Source organism: Streptomyces sp. NPDC037288, from assembly GCF_055603265.1.
Window position 1 is genome coordinate 1 of the sequence record NZ_JBVJVY010000054.1, and the last position, 20,102, is coordinate 20,102.

General features: G+C 73.0%; 21 protein-coding genes. 17 read left to right on the forward strand and 4 right to left on the reverse strand.

Annotated features, from left to right (window positions below; translation table 11 throughout):
• The 13 genes from ACZ7GZ_RS36810 to ACZ7GZ_RS36870 form a co-directional block, all read left to right on the forward strand.
• The coding region (locus ACZ7GZ_RS36810) for a carbonic anhydrase (protein WP_471031288.1) at positions 1-153 on the forward strand (153 nt) is incomplete at its 5' end.
• Between the two features lie 8 nt (positions 154-161).
• Entirely contained in the window at positions 162-1,637 is a 1,476-nt protein-coding gene (locus ACZ7GZ_RS36815; protein ID WP_471031226.1) for a SulP family inorganic anion transporter, read from the forward strand.
• A 142-nt stretch (positions 1,638-1,779) separates the two neighbouring features.
• Positions 1,780-2,583, forward strand: a complete 804-nt coding sequence (locus tag ACZ7GZ_RS36820; RefSeq protein WP_471031228.1) for a slipin family protein — start codon at positions 1,780-1,782, stop codon at positions 2,581-2,583.
• An 89-nt stretch (positions 2,584-2,672) separates the two neighbouring features.
• Positions 2,673-3,524: a PPK2 family polyphosphate kinase gene (locus ACZ7GZ_RS36825; RefSeq protein ID WP_471031230.1), complete on the forward strand. Its 852-nt coding sequence runs from the start codon at positions 2,673-2,675 to the stop codon at positions 3,522-3,524.
• Between the two features lie 114 nt (positions 3,525-3,638).
• Positions 3,639-3,929 (forward strand): hypothetical protein, encoded by a 291-nt coding sequence (locus ACZ7GZ_RS36830; RefSeq protein WP_360098369.1) that lies wholly within the window; start codon positions 3,639-3,641, stop codon positions 3,927-3,929.
• Between the two features lie 190 nt (positions 3,930-4,119).
• On the forward strand, positions 4,120-5,643 hold the full coding sequence (locus tag ACZ7GZ_RS36835; RefSeq protein ID WP_471031232.1) for an FAD-dependent oxidoreductase: 1,524 nt from the start codon (positions 4,120-4,122) through the stop codon (positions 5,641-5,643).
• A gap of 119 nt (positions 5,644-5,762) precedes the next feature.
• On the forward strand, positions 5,763-6,617 hold the full coding sequence (locus tag ACZ7GZ_RS36840; RefSeq protein ID WP_471031235.1) for a polysaccharide deacetylase family protein: 855 nt from the start codon (positions 5,763-5,765) through the stop codon (positions 6,615-6,617).
• An 18-nt stretch (positions 6,618-6,635) separates the two neighbouring features.
• Complete coding sequence (locus tag ACZ7GZ_RS36845; protein ID WP_471031238.1) at positions 6,636-6,818, forward strand: hypothetical protein; 183 nt, start codon at positions 6,636-6,638, stop codon at positions 6,816-6,818.
• Positions 6,819-7,058: 240 nt separating this feature from the next.
• Positions 7,059-7,814: a peptidyl-tRNA hydrolase gene (locus tag ACZ7GZ_RS36850; protein WP_471031290.1), complete on the forward strand. Its 756-nt coding sequence runs from the start codon at positions 7,059-7,061 to the stop codon at positions 7,812-7,814.
• Positions 7,815-7,944: 130 nt separating this feature from the next.
• Complete coding sequence (locus ACZ7GZ_RS36855) at positions 7,945-9,264, forward strand: MbnB/TglH/ChrH family RiPP precursor modification enzyme (RefSeq protein WP_471031240.1); 1,320 nt, start codon at positions 7,945-7,947, stop codon at positions 9,262-9,264.
• A gap of 207 nt (positions 9,265-9,471) precedes the next feature.
• A complete protein-coding gene (locus ACZ7GZ_RS36860; protein ID WP_471031242.1) occupies positions 9,472-10,242 on the forward strand; it encodes a DUF4142 domain-containing protein in 771 nt (256 codons plus the stop codon).
• Positions 10,243-10,339: 97 nt separating this feature from the next.
• Positions 10,340-11,119: a TIGR04222 domain-containing membrane protein gene (locus tag ACZ7GZ_RS36865; protein WP_471031244.1), complete on the forward strand. Its 780-nt coding sequence runs from the start codon at positions 10,340-10,342 to the stop codon at positions 11,117-11,119.
• A gap of 148 nt (positions 11,120-11,267) precedes the next feature.
• Positions 11,268-12,914 carry an alpha/beta hydrolase gene (locus ACZ7GZ_RS36870; RefSeq protein ID WP_471031246.1) on the forward strand — a complete coding sequence of 549 codons (1,647 nt, stop codon included), beginning with the start codon at positions 11,268-11,270 and terminating at the stop codon, positions 12,912-12,914.
• A 42-nt stretch (positions 12,915-12,956) separates the two neighbouring features.
• Here the strand turns inward: ACZ7GZ_RS36870 and hemQ are convergent, their stop codons facing one another.
• Positions 12,957-13,688, reverse strand: a complete 732-nt coding sequence (gene hemQ / locus ACZ7GZ_RS36875) for a hydrogen peroxide-dependent heme synthase (RefSeq protein ID WP_471031248.1) — start codon at positions 13,686-13,688, stop codon at positions 12,957-12,959.
• A gap of 5 nt (positions 13,689-13,693) precedes the next feature.
• Positions 13,694-15,199, reverse strand: coding sequence for a protoporphyrinogen oxidase (hemG, locus tag ACZ7GZ_RS36880; RefSeq protein WP_471031250.1), 1,506 nt, complete (start codon positions 15,197-15,199; stop codon positions 13,694-13,696).
• Between the two features lie 100 nt (positions 15,200-15,299).
• Here hemG and ACZ7GZ_RS36885 point away from each other — a divergent pair, with 100 nt between their 5' ends.
• Together ACZ7GZ_RS36885 and ACZ7GZ_RS36890 are read left to right on the forward strand one after the other, a co-directional pair.
• The gene (locus tag ACZ7GZ_RS36885) at positions 15,300-15,437 is read left to right on the forward strand and encodes a hypothetical protein (RefSeq protein WP_471031251.1); all 138 of its coding nucleotides are present in this window, start codon (positions 15,300-15,302) and stop codon (positions 15,435-15,437) included.
• 9 nt (positions 15,438-15,446) lie between these two features.
• The gene (locus tag ACZ7GZ_RS36890) at positions 15,447-16,847 is read left to right on the forward strand and encodes an FAD-dependent oxidoreductase (protein WP_471031254.1); all 1,401 of its coding nucleotides are present in this window, start codon (positions 15,447-15,449) and stop codon (positions 16,845-16,847) included.
• Here ACZ7GZ_RS36890 and ACZ7GZ_RS36895 read toward each other — a convergent pair.
• Complete coding sequence (locus ACZ7GZ_RS36895) at positions 16,844-17,107, reverse strand: hypothetical protein (protein WP_471031255.1); 264 nt, start codon at positions 17,105-17,107, stop codon at positions 16,844-16,846. The two genes, ACZ7GZ_RS36890 and ACZ7GZ_RS36895, sit on opposite strands and share 4 nt — an antisense overlap.
• Positions 17,108-17,198: 91 nt before the next feature.
• Here ACZ7GZ_RS36895 and ACZ7GZ_RS36900 point away from each other — a divergent pair, with 91 nt between their 5' ends.
• Positions 17,199-18,023, forward strand: coding sequence for a rhomboid family intramembrane serine protease (locus ACZ7GZ_RS36900; RefSeq protein WP_471031257.1), 825 nt, complete (start codon positions 17,199-17,201; stop codon positions 18,021-18,023).
• Between the two features lies 1 nt (position 18,024).
• Here the strand turns inward: ACZ7GZ_RS36900 and hemE are convergent, their stop codons facing one another.
• A complete protein-coding gene (hemE, locus tag ACZ7GZ_RS36905; RefSeq protein WP_471031292.1) occupies positions 18,025-19,065 on the reverse strand; it encodes a uroporphyrinogen decarboxylase in 1,041 nt (346 codons plus the stop codon).
• A gap of 104 nt (positions 19,066-19,169) precedes the next feature.
• On the opposite strand from hemE, the gene ACZ7GZ_RS36910 reads away from it, so the two are divergent.
• Positions 19,170-19,847, forward strand: a complete 678-nt coding sequence (locus tag ACZ7GZ_RS36910; protein WP_471031260.1) for a DUF3000 domain-containing protein — start codon at positions 19,170-19,172, stop codon at positions 19,845-19,847.
• The last annotated feature ends 255 nt before the right edge of the window (positions 19,848-20,102 follow it).

Here is a 20,102-nt window from a genome sequence, read left to right on the forward strand (position 1 = left end):
GTCCTGACCCAGCTGCTGCGGCTGCGCTCGTACCCGTGCGTCGAGCGCAGGCTCGCGGCGGGCCAACTGGAGCTGCACGCCTGGTACTACGAGGTGCACACCGGCACCGTACGGACGCACCGCCCGCAGACCGACACCTTCGAGTCCCTGTGAGCGCGCCGATGACCAGCAAGAACCTGATATCCCGCTTCCCGTGTCCGCGGCAGGACCTCACCGCCTCCCTCGTCGTCTTCCTGGTCGCGCTGCCGCTGTGCGTGGGCGTGGCCGTCGCCTCGGGGGTCCCGGCCGAACTCGGCCTGGTCACCGGCATCGTGGGCGGCCTCGTCACCGGGCTGATGCGCGGCAGCAGCCTGCAGGTGTCGGGGCCGGCGGCCGGCATGACCGTCCTCGTCTTCGAGGCGGTCAAGGAGTTCGGCCTGCCGGCGCTCGGCGCGCTCGTGCTCGCCACCGGGCTCCTCCAGGTCGGCATGGGCCTGCTCAGGCTGGGCCGCTACTTCCGCGCCATCTCGGTCTCCGTCGTCGAGGGCATGCTGGCCGGGATCGGACTCGTGCTCATCGCCGGGCAGTTGTACCCGGCGCTGGCGGCCAAGGCACCCGACTCCGGACCGGGCAAGATCGCCGGGCTCCCGGGGGCGTTCCGGGACGTCCTCGGCAACGGCGCGGCGCCGGCCTCGCTCGCGGTGTGCGCGGGCACGGTCGCCGTACTGCTGCTGTGGAAGCACGTCCCGGCCAGGGTGCGTACGCTGCCCGGTCCGCTGGCCGCGGTCGGCCTCGCCACGGTGGCCACGTTCGCACTGGACCTGCCGGTGGCCACGGTGGAGGTGCAGGGCCTGCTGGGCGCGGTCCAGCCGCCGCCGCTCAGCGCGTTCGGCGAACTGGCGGGCGTCGGGATGCTCGGCACGGTCGTCGCCTTCACACTGATCGCGTCCGCCGAGTCGCTGTTCAGCGCGGCGGCCGTGGACCGGCTGCACTCCGGGCCGCGCACCGAGTACGACAGGGAACTGGTCGCCCAGGGCGCCGGCAACACCGTGTGCGGGCTGCTGGGCGCGCTGCCGATGACCGCGGTGATCGTGCGCAGCGCGGCCAACGTCCAGGCGGGCGCCCGTACGAAGGCCTCCCGGGTCCTGCACGGCCTGTGGCTGCTGCTGTTCGCCGCACTGCTGCCCGGCGTGCTCGCGTACATCCCGATCCCGGCGCTCGCGGGCATCCTGGTCTACTCCGGCGCCAGGCTGGTCCCGGCCCGGGCGCTGGCGGTGCTGTGGCGCGAGAACCGGGGCGAGGCACTGGTCCTGTCCGTCACGGCGGTCTCGATCGTGGCGGTCAGCATGTTCGAGGGCGTGCTGATCGGTCTCGCGCTGGCCGTGGTCAAGACCGCCTGGGAGGCCTCGCACGTCAAGCTGGAGGTCGTCGACAAGGGTGCGGGACCGGTCGACGCACACCTGTCCGGCAACGCGACCTTCCTGCGGCTGCCGAAGATCCTGGACAGCCTGGAGTCCCTGCCCCAGGACCGCCCCGTCCGCCTCGACCTGTCCGGCCTGCACCACCTGGACCACGCCTGCCGTACGGCCCTGGAGAACTGGGCGGAACGGCACAGCGCGGCGGGCACGGAGCCGGTGCGGATGACGACAGCCGCGTAGGTGAGCGCCCAGCCGGCCGGGAAACGAGCGCCAGGCGACCCGGCCGGCCGGGCACCATCGCCGCCAAGCCGTGGCCTCGCGGCCGGGCGCGGGCATATCGTTGCAGCAACAGACAAACGGACCTCTGTGCGAGGAGGTCATCATGCTCCAGGATCTGCTGGGAGCGATCGCCGCCGCCGCCGGTGTCGGCGTGGTGTACCTGGCGATGGCGGCCCGCGTGGTCAAGCAGTACGAACGGGGCGTGCTGTTCCGGCTCGGGCGCGTCACGGGTGACGGACGGCCGCCGGGCCTGACCCTGATCATCCCCTTCGTGGACCGGCTGCTGAAGGTCAACATGCAGATCGTGACGCTGCCGATCCCCGCCCAGGAGGGCATCACCCGCGACAACGTCACCGTCCGCGTGGACGCGGTCGTCTACTTCCGGGTGGTCGACGCGGAGAGCGCGCTGGTGAAGGTGGAGGACTACAAGTTCGCGGTCTCGCAGATGGCCCAGACGTCCCTCAGGTCGATCATCGGCAAGAGCGACCTGGACGATCTGCTCTCCAACCGCGAGAAACTCAACCAGGGCCTGGAGCTGATGATCGACAGCCCGGCCGTCGGCTGGGGCGTCCAGGTGGACCGCGTGGAGATCAAGGACGTGTCGCTGCCGGACACGATGAAGCGGTCCATGGCCCGCCAGGCCGAGGCCGACCGCGAACGCCGCGCCCGGATCATCAACGCGGACGCCGAGTACCAGGCCTCCAAGAAGCTGGCCGAGGCCGCCCAGCAGATGGCCGACACGCCCGCCGCACTGCAGCTGCGGCTGCTGCAGACGGTGATGGCCGTGTCGGCCGAGAAGAACTCCACACTGGTCCTGCCCATCCCGGTGGAGCTGCTGCACTTCCTGGAGCGGGGCAACCAGCAGCAGCTCGCGTCCAAGAGTGACGGAGAGGCCCGCTCCGGCTAGCGTGCCGCCGGTCCACGGCTACGGCTGGCGTGCCGCCGGTCCACGGCTACGGCTGGCGGAACCGGCGGGCTCGGGCGCACCATGCCCTGGTGAAGGAAAGCGCGAAGGATCTCAGGGAGTTGCTGCGCCTTCCGCCCGGCGAGCCGGTGGTGCTTGCCGGGTACGACGCGCGGGCCACTCCCGGCGCCCCGGGCGGGAAGCGGGCCGGGCTCGCCGGCAGTGCTCGTATGGGCAAGCACCTGGCGAACCTTCAGGAGCGGCTGTGGGCGGCGGGCACGGCGGGGGACCGGCGGCGGGTGCTGCTGGTGCTCCAGGGGATGGACACCAGTGGCAAGGGCGGCACGGTCAAGCACGTCATCGGTCATCTCAACCCGTCCGGCTGCCGGATCCAGGCGTTCAAGGCGCCCACCGAGGAGGAACGGCAGCACGACTTCCTGTGGCGGGTGCGCGCGGCCCTGCCCCGGCCGGGCGAGATCGGCATCTTCGACCGCTCGCACTACGAGGACGTCCTCATCGCCCGTGTACGGCACCTGGCCCGGCCCGCCGAGATCGGCAGCCGTTACGGCCTCATCAACGACTTCGAGCGCTCCCTCGCCGACGACGGAGTGACCGTGATCAAGTGCTTCCTGCACGTGTCCTACGAGGAGCAGCGGCGCCGGCTGCTGCGCCGCCTGGACCGCCCGGACAAGCACTGGAAGTTCGATCCCGGCGACATCGACGAGCGCACCCTGTGGCCCGCCTACCAGGAGGCGTACGAACTGGCCCTGGAGCGCTGCGCGGCGCCGTACGCGCCCTGGTACCTCGTACCGGCGGACCGCAAGTGGTACCGGAACTGGGCGATCAGCCGCCTGCTGCTGGAGCACCTGCGGGAGATGGACCCGCACTATCCGAAGGGCGACTTCGACGTGGCGGAATGCCGGAAGCGGCTGCTGAAGGGCTAGATCCAGAAATACCGGCGCGTCGCTGCCGGTTTTGGGCTATTTTCACATAATCTCCGTGACTGTAAGAGGTCGCCCCGTTGCAGACCGCATCCACACTCACGTCATGGAGATGACATGCACAGACTTCGCAGGGCTGCCGTGCTCGTCGCGGCCCTCAGCACCGTCGGGCTCGTCACCGCCGGCACGGCCTACGCCGACGAGCACGAACACGGCGACGACCACGACAAGGGGGGGTGGCACGTCATGCAGAGTTCCAACTGCAAGGACCACGACCTGAACGTCGACGTGCTCGGCGAGGTCGGCATCCTCAACGGCCTGCTGGGCAACGCGCTCAACGGCGAGGGCGACCCGGGTGCCCAGGCGACCCACATCGGCTCGACCATGGGCTGCAGCAACAAGGCCTGACACAGGCCGGCTCGGACTCCCTGACGGCGGGAAGCGGCGGCAGGCCGGACATCCGGTGGGCCGGCCCGCTGCCCACCGCCGGCAGGGGACGGGCGTGGTGACCTCACGCGCAGGTGCGTGTGAGGTCACCACGCCCTCACCACGTTCGGGGGCGATCGCTGAAGGTGCCGCGGGTGGGTACCCGGCGGCCATGCAGGAGCAGCGGCACGTCACCGACTCGTACTGGCTCCGGACCGCACCGGCGCCGCCCCGCCCCGCCCTGGCCGAGAACCTCGACGTCGACGTGGCCGTCGTCGGCGCGGGCATCGCCGGACTGAGCACCGCCCACGAGCTGACCCGGGCCGGCCTGCGGGTGGCGGTACTGGAGGCCGGGCGGACGGCGGCCGGGGTCACCGGCTACACCACCGCCAAGCTGACGGCCCAGCACACCCTGGTCTACGACCGGCTGCGCCGCACCCGCGGCCCCGAGGGGGCACGGCTGTACGCCCGCTCCCAGTCGGAGGCGATCGAGCACGCGGCGGCACTGGTGGCCGAGTTGGACATCGCGTGCGAGTGGGAGACCCGGGACGCGTACACGTACGTGCGGGACCGGGCGCGCGTGGACGAGCTGCGGGCGGAGGCGCAGGCGGCGCGGGAGGCGGGACTGCCGGCCGCGTTCACCACGGAGACCGGGCTGCCGTTCCCGGTGGCGGGCGCGGTCCGGGTGACCGGGCAGGCGCAGTTCCACCCGGTCAGGTACCTGAGGGCGATCACCGACGACCTCGTCGCGCGCGGTGGCCGGCTGTACGAGCAGACACGGGTCGTCGGGCTGCAGGAAGGCGGCGAGCCCTGCCGTGTGACGACCGAGTCGGGCCACACGGTCACCGCCCGGGACGTCGTGATCGCCACCCACTACCCGGTGTTCGACCGGGCCCTGCTGTTCGCCCGGCTCTCCCCGCGCCGCGAGCTGGTCGTGGCGGGTCCGCTGGGCCGGGGCCCGGATCCGGAGGGCATGTACATCACGCCGGAGGAGAACACCCGCTCGGTGCGCACCGCGCCGTACGGCGGGGACGGGCAGCGGCTGCTCGTCGTCACCGGGGAGCACTTCACGCCCGGCACCGGCGATGTGCGGGCCGGCTTCGAGGGGCTCGCCGCCTGGGCCGAGGAGCACTTCCCCGGGGTGGTCCTGGACCACGCCTGGGCGACCCAGGACAACGACTCCACCGACACCGTGCCGCTGGTCGGCCCCTTCCACCCGGGTGCCCGGCACACCTGGGTCGCCACCGGATTCGGCGGCTGGGGGCTGAGCGGCGGGATCATGGCCGGACTGCTGCTGACGGCGCTGATCACCGGCCGGGACTGCGCCTGGCGCGAGCTGTACGACCCCCGGCGGTTGAAGTCGGTGGTGCGCGAGGCGCCGTCGCTGCTCAGGACACAGGCGGAGGTGGCCCGGCACTTCGTGGGCGACCGCCTGAAGCCGCCTGCCTCGGTGGACGACCTGGCCCCCGGCGACGGGGCGGTGGTCCGGGCGGACGGCGGCCGGCTCGCGGTGCACCGGGACGAGGAGGGCGCGCTGCACGCGGTTTCGGCCCGCTGTACCCACCTCGGCTGTCTGGTCTCCTTCAACCGGGCCGAACGCGCCTGGGAATGCCCCTGCCACGGTTCCCGCTTCGCCGTCGACGGCACGGTGCTCCAGGGCCCGGCGGTCCGGCCGCTGGAGCAGCGGGACCTCTGAGGTCACCCCTGAGGTCACCGCTGAGACTGCGCCGGAAGCGCCCGCCGGGCGGGGGACCGCATCACCCCACCGCAGGACAAATAATCACACAAGTCGTCAGTTAGTCATATTTTCATAACGTGATCCCACAACTATGCCATATCACCGCCGTCTGTGCCCTGGGCGCGGCCCTCGCCGCCTGCGGTACCGCGGACCCGGCGGGCAGCGCCCGCCGGGACCCGGCCGAGTCCCCCGTCCCCGCCTCCCCGTCCGCCTCGCGTCCGCCCGTGCTGACCCCGGGCCCCGGCGGGCTCACCCCGGTCTTCGAGCACGGTCCCCGCACCCTGGGCAAGACCGTCGCGCTGACCTTCGACGCCGACATGACCGCCGACGAGGGACCGCGCGCGGCGGCCGGCGAGCACTTCGACAACCCGGATCTCATCGGCACCCTGCACGCGCTGAAGGTGCCGGCGACGATCTTCATGACCGGCCGGTGGGCCGACGAGTACCCGACCGAGGCCCGCAGCCTCGGCCACGACCCGCAGTTCGAGGTCGCCAACCACTCCTACAGCCACTACGCGTTCACCAGCGACTGCTACGGCCTGCCCACCGTCGACGCCGGCAAGATGCGCTCGGACGTGGAGCGGGCGTACGCCTCCCTGCACAAGGCGGGCGTGCCGCACGCGCTGCCGTACTTCCGCTTCCCCGGCGGCTGTTACGACCAGCGGGCGCTGCGCGCGCTGAGCGGGCTCGGGGTGACCGCGGTGCAGTGGGACGTGGTGAGCGGCGACGCGTTCGCCACGGACGCCGACGCCGTCACCCGGCAGGTGCTGGACGGGGTGAAACCCGGCTCGGTGGTCGTCATGCACTGCACCCGCAGCGCCGCCCCGACCACCGAGCGGGTCGTCCGCGCGGTCGTACCGGAACTGCGCAAGCGCGGCTACCGGTTCGTGAAGGTCTCCGAGCTGATCGGCGAGACGTCCGGCCACCGGTGACCGTCCTACGCTGGAGGCATGAGCGACGAGGACTACTGCACGATCGTCGACGCCGCCAAGCCTCCCCAGGCCGACGGCCCGCCGTACGCCGAGTGCGTGCTGTGCCGGGAGCCGACGGAGTACCCGGAGTCGTACAAGGGCATCACGCTGTGCCCCCGGTGCGAGTGGCAGGAGGCGCAGCGCACCGCCTGCTCAGGGTGACCGGTGCTGCTGCCGAGCCGCGCGGCCCCGGCCGGCGGCAGCACCGGGAGCGGGCCGGTGGCCGGGCCGAGCGGGTCGAGAAAGGGCCGGCCGTGGGCGGTCCCCCCGGCGGAGGCGCAGGGCATGTGCCGTCGAGCGCGGTGTACGTCGCGTCCGGTGGCCCGGCACCAGCGGTTGCGGTTCGCCGGGCGGGCACGCGGCGACGGCGGCCTCGTCTGCGGCGCCTGCCGCGGTGACCGCATGTCGGACGCGGCTGCGCGCCCCTTAGGGTTGGCTGGCGTGAGCCAGAGTCTGCCGTCCCCCGGAGTCAGTCCCTTCCAGGCCGAGCGCACTCCTCGTGACGAGGCGCCGCAGTTCGTGCTGCCGCTCGTCGTGCGGATCGAGCGGAGTGCGCCGCCTGCTCGTACCGATGCGCTGGAGACGGCCGCCCGGGCGGTGCTCGTGCTGCTCGGGGACGAGCGGGCACACGGTGGCGGGGAGTGGGCCGAGGCCGTGCGGAACTGGGAGGACGCGCGGATCCGCAAGGTCGTCCGGCGGGCCCGGGGCGCCGAGTGGCGGCGGGCCGAGGCACTGCCCGGGATCACGGTGACCGGCAAGTCCGCACAGGTACGCGTCTTCCCGCCGATCCCGCTCGACGGCTGGCCCAAGGACCTGGCGAAGCTGCAGGTGTCCGGCACCGAGCTGGACGATCCCGAGCCGCCCGTCGGGGCCGATCCGGCACAGCCGGTGCTGTGGCTGAACCCGGAGCTGGAGATGTCGGCCGGGAAGGCGATGGCCCAGGCCGGGCACGGTGCCCAGCTGGCCTGGTGGGCGCTGCCCGACGCCGAACGCACCGCCTGGCGGGACGCGGGCTTCGGCCTGGCGGTCCGCGCGGCGGACCCCGCCGACTGGCCGCGGCTGACCGGCAGCGGGCTGCCGGTGGTCAGGGATGCCGGCTTCACGGAGATCGCCCCGGGCAGCTGTACGGTCGTCGCCGACCACCCCGCGCTGCGCTAGCCGGGGCCGCTCCCCCGGATCCCGGGCGACGCGGGGCTGAACCTCAAATGTTGCTCTGAACCGGGTGAGCAGGAGGTTCGGAGCCGGTCGCCGGGGCCATACCCCCCTCGTTCGAAGGAGGGGTGGAACCATGCGCCGACTGGGTACGGGGATCGGCTGGCGGCCGGAGACAGCGGACGCCGTGGAGCGCATGCCGGGCATCGACTGGGTGGAGGTCGTGGCGGAGAACGTCTGCCCCGGCCACCTTCCCGCATCGCTGCTGCGGCTGCGCGCACGCGGGGTGACCGTGATCCCGCACGGCGTCTCCCTCGGCCTCGGCGGCGCCGACCGCCCGGACGAGGGCCGGCTGAGGGCACTCGCCGAGCGGGCGCAGGAGCTGGAAGCGCCGCTGGTCACCGAGCACATAGCGTTCGTCCGCGCGGGCGGTCCGCTCACCGCCTCGCCGCGCCTGGAGGCCGGGCACCTGCTGCCGGTACCGCGCACCCGGGACGCCCTCGACGTGCTCTGCGAGAACGTGCGCATCGCCCAGGACGCCCTTCCGGTGCCGCTGGCCCTGGAGAACATCGCCGCGCTGTTCTCCTGGCCGGGCGAGGAGCTGACCGAGGGGCAGTTCCTGTCCGAGCTGGTCGAGCGCACCGGCGTACGGCTCCTGATCGACGTGGCCAACCTGCACACCAACCACGTCAACCGCGGCGAGGACCCGGCGCGGGCGCTGGCGGAGCTGCCGGTGGAGGCGATCGCCTACGTCCACGTCGCGGGCGGCTTCGAGCGAGACGGGGTCTGGCACGACAGCCACGCGCACCCCGTGCCGCGCCCGGTGCTCGACATCCTCACCGACCTCGCCTCGCGCACCGCACCGCCCGGTGTCCTGCTGGAACGGGACGAGAACTTTCCGGAACCGGCCGAGCTGGAGCGCGAGTTGGCGGTGATCCGGGGGGCGGTGGCGGCTGGGCGCGGGCGCGCGCACGGGGCTGCCGGGGCTGCCGCCGGCGCCGGCTCGTCGGGTGGGGGTGCCACGGTTCCGGCGCGGCCGGCGGCCGGCGCGCGGGAGCGGGTCGGGGTCGCCCAGGCCGCCGTGCTGTCCTCGCTGGTGGCCGGGACACCGGTGCCCGAGGGCTTCGACCGGGTGCGGATGGGGGTGCAGGCGCGGGCGCTCGCGGCGAAGCGGGCGGACGTGGTGGCGAAGGTGGCGCCCGAGCTGCCGGTCATGCTCGGTGGCGGGTACCGGGCGGCGTTCCTGGAGTACGCGCGGGTACGGCCGATGGATGGGGGGTACCGGCGGGACGCGCTGGACTTCGCCGGTCATCTGCTGAAGGCCGGGCGGCCGGAGGACCCGGGGGCCCGGCGGGCGCTGCGGGAGTGGTGGCTGGACCGGGCGGGCCCAGTGCCGCGGTCCCATCAGCGGGTGGCTCGGATGGCGCGGAGGGTGCTGCAGCGGCACCGGGGCTGAGCGGGAGCGGGCTCGCTCACCGGCACCGCGGTCCCTTGAGGGGGCGCGGGGAAGCGCGGCAAGCGACCACGACGCACCCGCAGCCGCCGACGCAGCGTGACCGCCCGCTCCCTGTCCGCAGGAGCGAAAGCCCCGTGGGAACCCGCAGTAATATGCCAAGCCGCACCACCCCTGCACACTCGCGTTCGGTGCGCTACAGGAGGCGCCATGCGACCCCGACCCCCGGTCAAGGGCCGAGGCATATTCAGCGGCACCGGACTCGTCATCGCGGCCCTCGCGGCGACCGCGGCGGCGCTGCTGTACCCGCTCTGGTCGTACGCCGACCGCCAGGACGCGGCCGGCGCGAACGTACTGAGCGCGCAGACCGTCACCACCCCGTACGGCCCCCTGTCGGCACAGGACCGGGACTTCGTCACCAAGGTCCGGCTGGCGGGGCTCTGGGAGCTGCCCGCCGGCGAGCTGGCGGAGCAGAAGGGGACCACGGCAGCCGTACGCACCGCCGGCCAGCACCTGGTCGACGGCCACACCTCGCTGGACGCACATGTGCGCACCGTCGCCACCCAGCTCGGCGTGCCGCTGCCGAACGAGCCGAACGAGCAGCAGAAGCAGTGGCTCGCCACCCTGAGGGCGGCGAAGGGGGAGGACTTCGACCGCCGGTTCGCCGACATCCTGCGGCTCGCCCACGGCCGGGTGTTCGCACTGGTCGCCCAGGTCCGGGCCGGCACCGAGAACTCCCTGGTCCGTGATCTCGCCGACGACGCCAACGCGACCGTCCTGGACCACATCAGGATCCTGGAGGCGACGGGGTACGTCGACTTCGGGGCGCTCGCGAGGGAGCTGGCGGCCTCGCCGACGCCCGTCCCGTCCCCGCCGGTGGCCGCGCCGGGCGCCGCCGTGCCGGTCGTGCCTTCACCGGGCGAGTCGTACTCCCTGCCGCCCGCCGCCGCCAGCCCGCCGCCCGCGACGGTCAGCCCCTGACCTGGGCGCGAAACGGAACGTCACATACCGCTAACACTCTGTCCGGATGATGAACAGGGCATGGTGTTCACCCAGGCCTCTGGCATAGAAACACGTCATGTTCTGGGTCCTTCTCCTGCTCCTGGCCTGGGCTTTCGCCGGTACGGCGTGTACCCGGCTGTGCCTGGCCGCCGTCCGCGCCGCGGCCCTGGACACGGATGCCGCGACACCGGACCGGGGGTGCGATCTGACGCTGTACGAGGCGGCCTTCCTCTCCGGCGGCCCGGCCCGGGTCGCCGATGTGACCCTGGTCTCCATGGCCCGCCAGCGGCGCCTGCTCCTCGCGCACACCGGCTGGGCCACGGTGGTGGACCCGCGGGGGCGCGACGAGATCGAGCAGTCCGTCATAGGGGCCATAGGGCCTGAGGGACAGTCACGGATCGCGCCCGTGCGGGCGCGGGCGGCCGGCGCCGAGGCCGTGCGGCGGCTCGCCGACCGGCTGGTGCGCGCCGGTCTCGCCGTCCCCGACGGCGCGGGTACGACCGTGGGCACCGCCGTCCGCCAGGTGCGCGCCGCCGCGCTGGCCGTCGCGGCGCTCGGCCTGACCGCGCTGCTGCTGCCCGTCCAGAGCGGGACGCCACGGCTGCTGGTCGGTCTGTGGTTCGCCCTGCCCCTCACACTCACCCTGAGCTGCCTGGCCATCGCCCGGTTCGAAGTGCATCCGTACGCGCGCTGGGCCTCCCCGGCCGGGCAGCGCCTGCTGGGCGCGCTCATCCGCAGGCCGGCCGGCGACGAGCGGTCGTTCCTCACCTCGGTCGCCCTGCGCGGGATCCGCGCGATCGGCGAGCCGGAGCTGCGCGCCGCGTTCACCCACCGCGACCAGCCCTGGCGGGACTGACGGCGGCTTCGGGGGCGCATAGGGGGCATTGGCGCCGACACCGGCCCGATGGTGCTTGCCTTCACCGACGGCCGACCGAAATATCCCTTCTGTTGCGCCGGGCCGTGGCAGCCGTGCCATCGCCGCCGTTGCACCGAAGGGATACGCGATGCGAGCTGCCGCCCTGTACTCGGCCGCCGGGACCCTGCTCCTGACCACCCTGGCCGCGGCCCCGGCAGGCAGCGCGACCGCCACCGGAGCCGCGGCCGGTGCCCCCGGCGCGGCCGAGCTGCGCGGCACCGGGGTGGCCGTGGCCCGCGCCCGGACGGACGGCATCGCCTTCGGCGCGTGCTCCCCCGCCGACGTGCCCCACGCGCCGAAGAACGTGCGGTGCGGCACGGTGACCGTCCCGCTCGACTACGCCCACCCGAACGGCAAGCAGATCACCCTGACCGTCAGCCGGGCCCTGGCGACCCAGAAGGACCCGCACAACAGCAAGCGGAAGGTCCCCCGGCAGGGCGCCCTCGTCTACAACCCGGGCGGCCCCGGCGCTTCCAGCATGTACTTCCCGCTGGCCGGCACGGCCCCGGAGTGGAGGCGGATCGCCGCCGCCTACGACCTGGTCGGCTACGCCCCGCGCGGCGTGGGCCGTTCGGCGCCGCTGTCGTGCAAGGACCCGAAGCACTTCTTCAAGGCTCCCACCGCGGCGCCGGCGCACCCGTCGGAGGCGTTCAAGCGCGAGCGCATCGCCGAGGCCAAGGCGTACGCGCGCGGCTGCGCCCAGCGCTCCGGGGACAAGCTGCGCCACTACACCTCCCTGAACAACGCCCGGGACCTGGACGTGCTGCGGGCGGCACTGGGCGAGAACCGGCTGACCTTCCTCGGGGCGTCGTACGGCACCTACTTCGGTGCGCTGTACGCGACGCTGTTCCCCGCGCACGTACGGCGCATGGTGCTGGACTCGGCGGTGAACCCGGACCCGGCCAAGATCTGGTACCGGAACAACCTCGACCAGTCGGCCGCGTTCGAGGAGCGCTGGGCGGACTTCCGGGACTGGATCGCCCGCCACCACGACGTCTACAGGCTCGGTGACACCGCCGAGAAGGTCCAGCACAGCTACGACACCGCGCGGGACCGGCTGGCCGCCAGGGCGGCCGGCGGGAAGGTCGGTCCCGGCCAGCTGCAGAACGCGTTCCTGCGGGCCGGATACTACGACGACTTCTGGCCGAGCCGGGCCCAGGCCCTGTCGGCGTATCTGCACGGCGACCCGAAGCCGCTGGTGGAGCTGGCGGCGCCGGACCTGAAGACGGCGGCGGAGGCGGAGAACGGCAACGCGGTCTACACGGCCGTGGAGTGCAACGACGCGCCCTGGCCGACGGACTGGAAGGTGTGGGACCGGGACAACACCCGGCTCGCCCGGGTGGCGCCCTTCGAGACCTGGGACAACGCCTGGATGAACCTGCCGTGCGCCTTCTGGCCGGCGCCCCGCCAGCAGCCGCTGGACGTGCGGACCGGGATGGGTGAGCTGCCGCCGGTGCTGATCCTGGCGGCCGAGCGGGACGCGGCGGCGCCGTACCCGGGTGCGCTGGAGATGAACCGGCGGCTGGCCGACTCGGTGCTGGTGACCGAACGGGACGCGGGCACCCACGGCATCGGGGGCGGCGCCAACAAGTGTGTCAACGCGTACCTCGACGCCTACCTGCTGGAGGGGCGGGTCCCCGGGCGGCGCGCGTCGTGCGCGCCGCACCGGTTGCCTCCGGCGGTCGGGCCGGCGAAAGAGTCCCCTCGGAACGCTCTTCGCGGTGGCCGGCGTTAGGGGGCCTGCCGGGGTGCCACGGTCTGCCGTCGGGCGGCGCTGTCAGGCGAGGCCCGCCACCAGATCCGCGATGCTCTTGCGGCGGCCCGTGTAGAACGGGACCTCCTCGCGGACGTGCATCCGGGCCTCGGAGGCGCGCAGGTGGCGCATGAGGTCGACGATGCGGTACAGCTCGTCGGCCTCGAAGGCCAGGAGCCACTCGTAGTCGCCGAGGGAGAACGAGGCGACCGTGTTGGCGCGCACGTCCGGGTAGCCGCGGGCCATCTTGCCGTGGTCGGCGAGCATGCGGCGGCGGTCCTCGTCGGGCAGCAGATACCAGTCGTAGGAGCGCACGAACGGGTAGACGCTCACGTAGTTGCGGGGCGTCTCGTCGGCGAGGAACGCCGGGATGTGCGAGCGGTTGAACTCGGCCGGGCGGTGCAGCGCCATGTTCGACCACACGGGCTCGAGGGCGCGGCCGAGCTTCGTGCGGCGGAAGAGGTTGTACGCCTCCTGCAGCTGGTCGCTGGTCTCGGCGTGCCACCAGATCATGAGGTCGGCGTCGGCGCGCAGGCCGGAGACGTCGTAGGTGCCGCGGATCGTCACGTCCTTGGCGGCGAGCTGGTCGAACAGCTCCTGGACCTCGTCGGCGTAACCGGCGCGGTCCTCCGGCAGGACGTCCTTCAGCCTGAAGACCGACCACAGGGTGTAGCGGATGACCTCGTTGAGGTCCTTGGCCAGCTTGCCCTTGTTCGGGATCCTGCCGGACTCGGTGGTGGGGGCGTCGTCACTCATGGTCCCTATTCTCCCGCTCCGCCGTGCAGGCTCTGCACCGGGTTGGCCGTAAGCTCCCGGAGCCCGCTCAGGTCACCGCCCAGCTGATCCACCGCCGCGTACGCGCTCGCGATGCAGGCCGGGATGCCCACGCCGTCGTACTGCGCGCCGCACACGGCGAGGCCCGGCAGCTTGGCGACGTGCTCGCGGATGCGGGCCACGCGCGCGTGATGCCCGACCGGGTACTGCGGCAGGCCGTCGGTCCAGCGGGTGACCCGGGTCTGAAGGGGTACCGCTTCCAGGCCGGTGGCCTCCCGCAGGTCGTGCCGGGACACCTCGGCCAGGGCGGCGTCGTCCCGCTGGAGGATCTCCGTCTCGCCGTACCGCCCGACGGACGTGCGCAGGACGACCACGCCGGGGTCCTCCTGGGCGATCCAGCCCCACTTCTGCGAGGCGAAGGTCGAGGCCTTGATGGTGCGTCCGTCGACGGGCGGCACGAGGAAGCCGCTGCCCTCCGGGAGTTCCAGGTCCCCGCGCCGGTAGGCGAGGGTGACCAGGGCCATCGAGGCGTACTCGACGGCGGCGAGTTCGGTCGCCGCGGCCGGGGCCTCGGCTCGCAGGAGGCCGGCGGCCGCGCTCGCGGGGACGGCGACGACGACCGCGTCCGCGTGCAGCACGCGGTCACCGGCGACGACGCGCCACGCCGCGTCCGCGTCCCCGGGTGCGCCCGCGCCCGCGCTCGGGGTGCCCGGCTCCGCCGTCCCGCCCCGGCGCAGCTCGCGCACCGGCGTCCCGGTGAGGATCTCTGCCCCGCGCGCCCGCACCGACTCCGCGAGCGCGAGCGGCAGGCTGCCCACCCCGCCCTCGATGCCCATGAACACGGGCCCGGTCTGCTGGGCGGCGGCGGCCTTCGCCTGGATGTCACGGACGGCTTCGGTCAGGGACGCGTGCGTGCGGGCGGCCTGGAAGAGCTGCGGGACGGCCGAGCGCATCGAGATGCGGTACGCGTCGCCCGCGTACACCCCGCCGAGCAGGGGCTCGACCAGGCGGTCGACGACCTCGCGGCCCAGCCGGGCGGCCACGTACTCCCCCACGGCCACGTCGTCGCCGACCTCGGTGCGCGGCAGGTCGGTGTCGCGCTCGATGCGGGCGAGGCCCTCGTCGGACAACACGCCGGAGAGCGCGGCGGCGGTGCCGGGCACGCCCATGACATGGCCCTTGGGCATGGGGCGCAGGGCGCCGCGGGTCCAGATCGAGGCGGTCGCGGTGGCCGGCGGCTGGAGCCGCTCGGCCAGGCCGACCTCGCGCGCGAGGGCCACCGCCTCGGGCCGGCGGGCGAGCATCGACTCGGCGCCCAGATCGACCCGCACGCCCGCGATCTCACCGGGCAGCAGCTTGCCGCCGACCCGGCCGGAAGCCTCCAGCACGGTCACGCGCGTGCCGCGCCCGAGCAGCCGGTGGGCGGCGGCCAGCCCGGCGATACCGGCTCCGATGACGACGACATGCCCCGTACGCGTACCCGTTGCGCTCATGCCCCCCACTCTCTCAGACCCCACCGACACTCCCCCCAGGACCCGAGGTCCCGGGCTGCGCGGCCCACCACCAGGTCGTGGACGTGGACAGCCGCGTCACGTGTTCGTCGTGATGCCGCGCCGGATCACCGCCGCGCTCGGCGCGGTCCTGCCGTTCACGCCCTTCGCGGCGCTGCTGACGCTGCTGTGGCCGCGGGCCGTGCAGCCCGGCCGGGACCGGCATGCCCCCGCCCCGTAGCGTGTTCCCATGAGCATGAGCGGTGGGCGGGACGGCAGCGGCGGGGAACGACTGGTCGTCATCGGCGGCGACGCCGCGGGCATGTCCGCGGCGTCGCAGGCGCGCAGGCTGAAGGGGCCCGGCGAACTGGAGATCGTGGCCTTCGAACGCGGCCACTTCACCTCCTTCTCGGCGTGCGGCATCCCGTACTGGGTGGGCGGTGACGTCCCCGAACGGGACGCCCTGATCGCCCGCACGCCCGAGGAACACCGCGCGCGGGGCATCGATCTGCGGCTGCGCAGGGAGGTCACGGAGATCGACGTGGCCGGACAGCGGGTACGCGCGCGTGACGTCGATTCCGGCGCCGAGTCCTGGACGCCGTACGACAAGCTCGTCGTCGCGACCGGTGCGCGCCCGGTCCGCCCCGACCTGCCCGGCGCGGACGCCCCCGGGGTGCACGGCGTGCAGACCCTGGACGACGGCCAGGCCCTGCTGGACACGCTGGCACGCACGCGTGGGCGCACCGCGGTGGTCGTAGGGGCGGGCTACATCGGCGTGGAGATGGCCGAGGCACTCCTTCGCCGCGGCTTCGAGGTGACCGTCGTCAACCGCGGCAGGGAACCCATGTCGACGCTCGACCCGGACATGGGCCGGCTGGTGCACCGGGCCATGGAGGGCCTCGGCATCACCATGGTGAACGACGCCGAGGTCACCAAGATCCTCACCGGGCAGGACGGCCGGGCCCGCGCGGTCGCCACACAGGACGCCGAGTACCCCGCGGACGTGGTGATCCTCGGCATCGGTGTGCGCCCGGAAACCGCGCTCGCCGAGGCCGCGGGCCTCCCGCTCGGCGCGCACGGCGGCCTGCTCACCGACCTCGCGATGCGGGTGCGCGGCCACGAGAACATCTGGGCCGGCGGCGACTGCGTGGAGGTGCTGAACCTGGTCTCCGGCCAGGAGCAGTACATCCCCCTCGGCACCCATGCCAACAAGCACGGCCAGGTCATCGGCAGCAACGTCGGCGGCGGCTACGCCACCTTCCCGGGCGTGGTCGGCACGGCGGTCAGCAAGGTCTGCGACCTGGAGATCGCCCGCACGGGCCTGCGCGAGAAGGACGCCCACCGGGCGGGCCTCCGGTACGAGACCGTCACCATCGAGTCCACCAGCCGCGCCGGCTACTACCCCGGCGCCTCCCCGATGACGGTCAAGATGCTCGCCGAACGCCGCACCGGCCGGCTGCTGGGCGTCCAGATCGTCGGCAGGGAGGGCGCGGCGAAACGGGTCGACATCGCCGCGGTGGCGCTGACCGCGCAGATGACGGCGGACCAGATGACGGCCCTCGACCTGGGCTACGCCCCGCCCTTCTCACCGGTATGGGACCCGGTACTGGTGGCAGCGAGAAAGGCCGCGGCGAAGGTTCGCGTTTCCTAGGCGGTCCCACTGATCCGCGGCAGAGCGGACACGGCAGCCGGCTGCTCCGCGGACGGCTTCGCATGAGTGGCCGTCGGCCGGGCGGACCGCAGTCGGTAGCTCACCGCCTCGTCCAGCGTCACCGGCCGCTGCATCTGCGAAGCGAGCCGCCCCGCTTCCTGGCCGAGCCGTGCGACGTCCTCCCACGGGAGCCGTACGACCAGAGAGATCTCCGCCTCGCCGTCGGGCAGAGCATGCATCGGAGTAACTCGTTCGCTCATCGCCTGTCCTCACATCGGTTGACGAGAGATACGCACGTCCGCACCGCACCGTTCACCGATTCGCGCGCCCCGTCCCGGGCACTACTTCTGTGTGGTCATCCCCGTCCATGACGTGAACCCGGTGCGCCGCACCCCGTGGGTGACGTACGCGCTGATCGCCGCGAACGTCCTCGTGTTCATCACCACGCCCGGTCTGGCCGGCTCCGTGGCCGGTGGCAGCGACCTCGCGCGGCTGTGCCATCTGCAGGCCTTCATGGACCACTACGCGGCGGTCCCCAGAGAACTGATCCACCATCAGATACCCCGGCTGGTCCCGACGGGAGACGTCGGTGCGGGCCCGCACGGACCGGGCTGCGTCGTGGCCCGGCCGTCCTACGACAAGTCGCCGCCGCTGTCGGTCTTCACGGCGATGTTCCTGCACGGCAGCTGGCTGCACCTGCTCGGAAACATGCTCTTCCTGCTGATCTTCGGCAACAACGTCGAGGACCGGATGGGCCACATCCGCTTCCTCCTCTTCTACGTCGTCTGCGGGTACGCCGCCGGGTACGGCTTCGCGCTGCTCAACGCCACCTCGGGGGACCCGCTGATCGGCGCGTCGGGCGCGATCGCCGGGGTCCTCGGTGCCTACATCGTGCTGTGGCCGGGGGCGAGGGTCTGGGTCCTCGTCCCGTTCCTGGTCTTCCTGCCGCTCAGGCTGCCCGCCTGGCTGGTGCTGGGCTTCTGGTTCGTGCTGCAGGCGGTGTACTCGTCCGGGCACGGCGTGTCCGGGGCCGGCACGGTGGCGTACGCGGCGCACGTGGTCGGCTTCGTGGCCGGCATGCTGCTCGCCTGGCCGCTCAAACCCGGCACCCCGCCCCCGCCGGAGCCGCGCGGCCTGCTGTTCGGCAGGCGGGCACGGCCCCGTTACACGTGGTGAGTCAGCGCGCGGTGGCGGTGTGCACGTAGTCCACGAGTCGGGTCAGCGCGTCCGGGTCGGTGTTCGGCATGACCCCGTGGCCGAGGTTGAAGACGTGACCCTCCAGGCCGGCCGCCGCGTCGAGCACCTCGCGGGCCCTGGCCTCGACGGTGTCCTTGTCGGTGAACAGGACCGTCGGGTCGAGGTTGCCCTGCAGCGCCTTGCCCGGGCCGACACGGCGGTGCGCCTCGTCCAGCGGGATGCGCCAGTCGGCGCCGACGACGTCCGCGCCGGCCTCGCCCATCAGCTTCAGCAGCTCACCGGTGCCGACCCCGAAGTGGATGCGCGGGACTCCGTAGCCGGAGACGGCCTCGAATACCTTCGCGGAGGCGGGCATGACCGAGCGGCGGTAGTCCGCCGGGGCGAGGGCGCCGACCCAGGAGTCGAAGAGCTGGACGGCGCTCGCGCCGGCCTCGATCTGCACCTTCAGGAAGGCGGCCGTGATGTCGGCCAGGCGGTCCAGCAGGCCGGCCCACAGCTCGGGGTCGCCGTACATCATCGCCTTGGCGTTCTCGTACGTGCGCGAGGGACCGCCCTCGACCAGGTAGCTCGCGAGGGTGAAAGGCGCACCCGCGAAACCGATCAGCGGGGTCGGCCCCAGCTCCCGGGTGAGCAGCCCGATCGCCTCGGTGACGTAGGGGACGTCCTCGGGCGTGAGGTCGCGCAGCCGGGCCAGGTCGGCGCGGGTGCGGATGGGCTTCTCGACGACCGGGCCGACGCCGGGCTTGATGTCGAGGTCGATGCCGATCGCCTTGAGCGGGACGACGATGTCGCTGAAGAAGATCGCCGCGTCCACGTCGTGCCGGCGCACCGGCTGCAGGGTGATCTCGGTGACCAGCTCGGGCCGCATGCAGGACTCGAGCATCGGGATGCCCTCGCGCACCTTGCGGTACTCGGGCAGGGAGCGGCCGGCCTGACGCATGAACCACACCGGCGTGTGCGGCACGGGCTCGCGCCTGCACGCCCTGAGGAAGGCGCTGTCGTACGTCGCTGTCGGCTGCATGGTGTCGTTGGCGGTCACGGGGCAAGTCTCGCACGACGGCGGCGGGCGACGGCGCGGGGTGTCTTGCCCTGCACAAGGGCTCGCTTCCCCTTACTCTTCCCCGCATGGCTGCGGCTCACGGACGAATGTCGGACAGCGCTGACGGAATGGACGACGTGAAGGACACCGAGGAGGCGGACCGGCGCGCGAGCACTTCGGGTCCGCCGGCTTTCCGGGCCGCGGTCGATGCCCTGCGCAGCTGCCGGCTGCGGCCACAGGTCGAGGTGGAGCCCACGCCCGCCCCGCAGCGGCTCGCCCCGTACGCGTACGCGCTGGAGGCCGTGGTGGTCGACGGCGAGCAGGAGCTGGCCGACGGCCGGCTGGTGCTGCTGCACGATCCGGCGGGCCATGACGCCTGGCGCGGAACGTTCCGCCTGGTGACGCTGGTGCGCGCGGAGCTGGAGCAGGAGATGGCGGCCGATCCGCTGCTGCCCGAGGTGTGCTGGTCGTGGCTGACGGGGGCGCTGCAGGCGCGCGGGCTCGGCTACGGCGAGCCGAGCGGGACGATCACACGCGCGAGTTCGCACTACTTCGGCGGTCTCGCCGACCGTCCGCCGGCCTCGCAGATCGAGATCAGGGCGTCCTGGACGCCCCGCGAGGGGCTCGGCGGGGTGCCGGACACAGCCTCCCACCTGGCCTCCTGGTGCGATCTGCTGGCCCAGGTCGCGGGGCTGCCGCCGGCCGGTCCGGGCGACGCCTCGGTGGTGACGCTCCCGCAGCGCAGGGGCCCGCAGTCGCGGTGACGGCGCGATGATCCCGCGGTGATCCCGCGGTGATGTCACGATGAGCCGACCGGCGGGTGCCGGGGGCTTCATCCGCATGGGCGCCTTATTGACCATCTCTTTGTCGATACGGCCACTTTCCGACCCGGAATCGCACCCGCTCGGGCCGACTCGATCTTCGGATGATCGATCGTGCGTCCGAATTGCGCAGATTGTTACTCACTAGATCGTGATCTTTCTCTAAAGGCGGACGAGTTTGCTGCCGAAGACGACTGT

Excerpts from the sequence above, each read along its gene's own strand:
- hemG (WP_471031250.1), bottom strand. The coding sequence starts at position 15,199 with ATGAGCGCAACGGGTACGCGTACGGGGCATGTCGTCGTCATCGGAGCC.
- ACZ7GZ_RS36835 (WP_471031232.1), top strand. The coding sequence starts at position 4,120 with ATGCAGGAGCAGCGGCACGTCACCGACTCGTACTGGCTCCGGACCGCA.
- hemQ (WP_471031248.1), bottom strand. The coding sequence starts at position 13,688 with ATGAGTGACGACGCCCCCACCACCGAGTCCGGCAGGATCCCGAACAAG.
- ACZ7GZ_RS36845 (WP_471031238.1), top strand. The coding sequence starts at position 6,636 with ATGAGCGACGAGGACTACTGCACGATCGTCGACGCCGCCAAGCCTCCC.
- hemE (WP_471031292.1), bottom strand. The coding sequence starts at position 19,065 with ATGCAGCCGACAGCGACGTACGACAGCGCCTTCCTCAGGGCGTGCAGG.
- ACZ7GZ_RS36855 (WP_471031240.1), top strand. The coding sequence starts at position 7,945 with ATGCGCCGACTGGGTACGGGGATCGGCTGGCGGCCGGAGACAGCGGAC.
- ACZ7GZ_RS36910 (WP_471031260.1), top strand. The coding sequence starts at position 19,170 with ATGGCTGCGGCTCACGGACGAATGTCGGACAGCGCTGACGGAATGGAC.
- ACZ7GZ_RS36850 (WP_471031290.1), top strand. The coding sequence starts at position 7,059 with ATGTCGGACGCGGCTGCGCGCCCCTTAGGGTTGGCTGGCGTGAGCCAG.
- ACZ7GZ_RS36870 (WP_471031246.1), top strand. The coding sequence starts at position 11,268 with ATGCGAGCTGCCGCCCTGTACTCGGCCGCCGGGACCCTGCTCCTGACC.
- ACZ7GZ_RS36865 (WP_471031244.1), top strand. The coding sequence starts at position 10,340 with ATGTTCTGGGTCCTTCTCCTGCTCCTGGCCTGGGCTTTCGCCGGTACG.
- ACZ7GZ_RS36830 (WP_360098369.1), top strand. The coding sequence starts at position 3,639 with ATGCACAGACTTCGCAGGGCTGCCGTGCTCGTCGCGGCCCTCAGCACC.
- ACZ7GZ_RS36820 (WP_471031228.1), top strand. The coding sequence starts at position 1,780 with ATGCTCCAGGATCTGCTGGGAGCGATCGCCGCCGCCGCCGGTGTCGGC.
- ACZ7GZ_RS36860 (WP_471031242.1), top strand. The coding sequence starts at position 9,472 with ATGCGACCCCGACCCCCGGTCAAGGGCCGAGGCATATTCAGCGGCACC.
- ACZ7GZ_RS36890 (WP_471031254.1), top strand. The coding sequence starts at position 15,447 with ATGAGCATGAGCGGTGGGCGGGACGGCAGCGGCGGGGAACGACTGGTC.
- ACZ7GZ_RS36815 (WP_471031226.1), top strand. The coding sequence starts at position 162 with ATGACCAGCAAGAACCTGATATCCCGCTTCCCGTGTCCGCGGCAGGAC.
- ACZ7GZ_RS36895 (WP_471031255.1), bottom strand. The coding sequence starts at position 17,107 with ATGAGCGAACGAGTTACTCCGATGCATGCTCTGCCCGACGGCGAGGCG.